The sequence below is a fragment of the Vibrio sp. Vb0888 genome, assembly GCF_033338835.1.
GTDB classification, from domain to species: Bacteria; Pseudomonadota; Gammaproteobacteria; order Enterobacterales; family Vibrionaceae; genus Vibrio; species Vibrio alginolyticus.
In genome coordinates, this window is sequence record NZ_JAWOTL010000056.1 from 1 (window position 1) to 2086 (window position 2086).

1 protein-coding gene is annotated in these 2086 nt (G+C 46.5%); it reads left to right on the top strand.

Features of this window, described 5'->3' with window-relative positions; all coding sequences use genetic code 11:
• Positions 1–2047 (top strand): tetratricopeptide repeat protein (locus R7P72_RS23695; RefSeq protein WP_318110783.1); only part of this gene is annotated, 2047 nt, incomplete at its 5' end.
• Positions 2048–2086: the final 39 nt, after the last annotated feature.

The window sequence follows — 2086 nt, forward strand, 5'->3', positions numbered from 1 at the left end:
CAGCATTCGTACCCCAGCCAGCACCATCGAAGCACACAAGATCATTGCGCAAGCCGACTATACAATGGGCAATGTCCGCTCAGCGATCGATAACCTCAATGAAGCAGAAAAGCTCGCGAAAGAATACCAACTGCCTTACATGACTTTGGATGTGCAACTCATGCGCAACCAAATGATTTGGATGTACGACCACAACTATTCAGCTGCCGAAGACACCCTCAATCAAATTGAAAAACAGCTAGACGAAGCCGACTCTGTACTTCAACGTACAGACAGCGTCCGTTATCGTCTGGTGATGCAACGAGCCCTGCTAGCGGCTCATCGTGGCGATAACGTTGGCGCAGAGCGTTTGTATGCTCAAGCGAAAAGCATGCTTGAAGACAGTCGTTCCGATTTGGCCTTAATTGATTACTACACTTCTGTTGGTGAGTTTTACCTTAACAGTAAAAAATACAACCTTGCGCTTTCAGAACTGCTTTACGGTTATTGGCAGTCCATCGAAAGTGACAGCGGTACTCGCCTTGCCAAAGTAAACCGCTTGCTGGCGAGACTTTTCCAAGAGCGTCGTGTGTACGACAAAGCCATTGAATATCTGTCTCAGGCTGCAGATTTCTACGACTCTTACCCAAGCTCCCCTATTTTGGCCGATGTGCTTGAACAAATGGGCGACATCTATTTTTATCAAGGCAAGTTCAATCTTGCTTTGGTGCACTACTTCAACGTACTGGATCACGAAAGCACCAGTCGTAATATCAATCGCACCATTAAGATTCGGTTGAGCTTGGCTGCGACTTACCTGCAACTCTACAACTACGCACTTGCAGAGCAATATCTGGAACGTGCGACAGAGTTACTGGAATACGCGGATATCCCTCAGCTTGAAGCGAAAGCCGCCCTACTTCAGTCTGGTCTCGCTTATCATCAGAACGACAGCAAAAAAGTAATTGAAAACGCGAAGAAAGCCTTAGAGCTTGTCGAAAAAGCGCCGGAAAACAAAAACTTCATCAAGCAGCAATCTTACCGTTTGTTGGGCTTGGGTTACGAACAGGCGGGCGAATATCAACTGTCACTGCAAGCGTACAAAAAATACACCAGCTTAGTGCGTTTGGAGCAAAAACAACTCAACCAAATTAGTGAAGATGCGTTCCGTCAGCAAAAAGAGTTTGCGGAACAGACCATTCACTATGTCGGTCAATCAGAGCGTCTAGAGCAGGTGGAAATGGAACATCGTAAGTTCCAGAAAATTTCCTTTGCCCTATTCATCACCGTTCTGGTTATGTTTTTGTTCATTATGCGCCGCGGCGTGATCATGCAGCGCCAAGCGGGTGAAATCGAAAAACTTCGTAACGACCTCTTTACCCATTCCCGCTCTCGCTTACGTAATCTGCGCATGCTGAACGTGAAGTTGTCTCGCTCACTGAAAAAATCGCGTGACACTTTTGAACAGTGGCAAATGGGTGAACTTATCCATGAACCGCTCAACGACCGACTACGTTTTGTGATGATCGACCTACCGTTCTTACGCAGCATGTACGTTCAAAATGGTTACAAAGCGGGCTTAGAATTAGAACGCGCATTCGGTGAATACCTAGCAGAGCGCATCGAAAAACCGGCACGTTTGTACCACTTCTCGGATGCAAACTTACTCTACATCGAACCTAACGCCGACCGCGACGCCTCTGCCGAAGTCATGTTTGAAAAATTCCAAGCGTGGGTAGACGAATTTGCGACTCAGCATAACGTCAATCGCATCATTCGTATGGGCATCAGCGACTACCCGTTCTTGCCTCGTGCTTACACCGCTATCAATGACGAAGAGCTGCTCGATTTACTGCTACTTGCGACGCACATTGCACGCGAAGTTAGCCTCAAAGATAAACAAAGTCATTGGGTATTTTTGAAAGCCATAGACAACGCGCCAGCAGCGAGCTTTGCAACCGGTAACATAAGAACCGCTTGCCAACACGCCATCAACCAAGGCCTGATCAAGATCCACTCCTCTTACAAGAATGAGGACGACATCAAGAAAATATTAAAAAATGGATAATTAACCATCGGTTAAGCGTAATAACTAATGACGCTATAA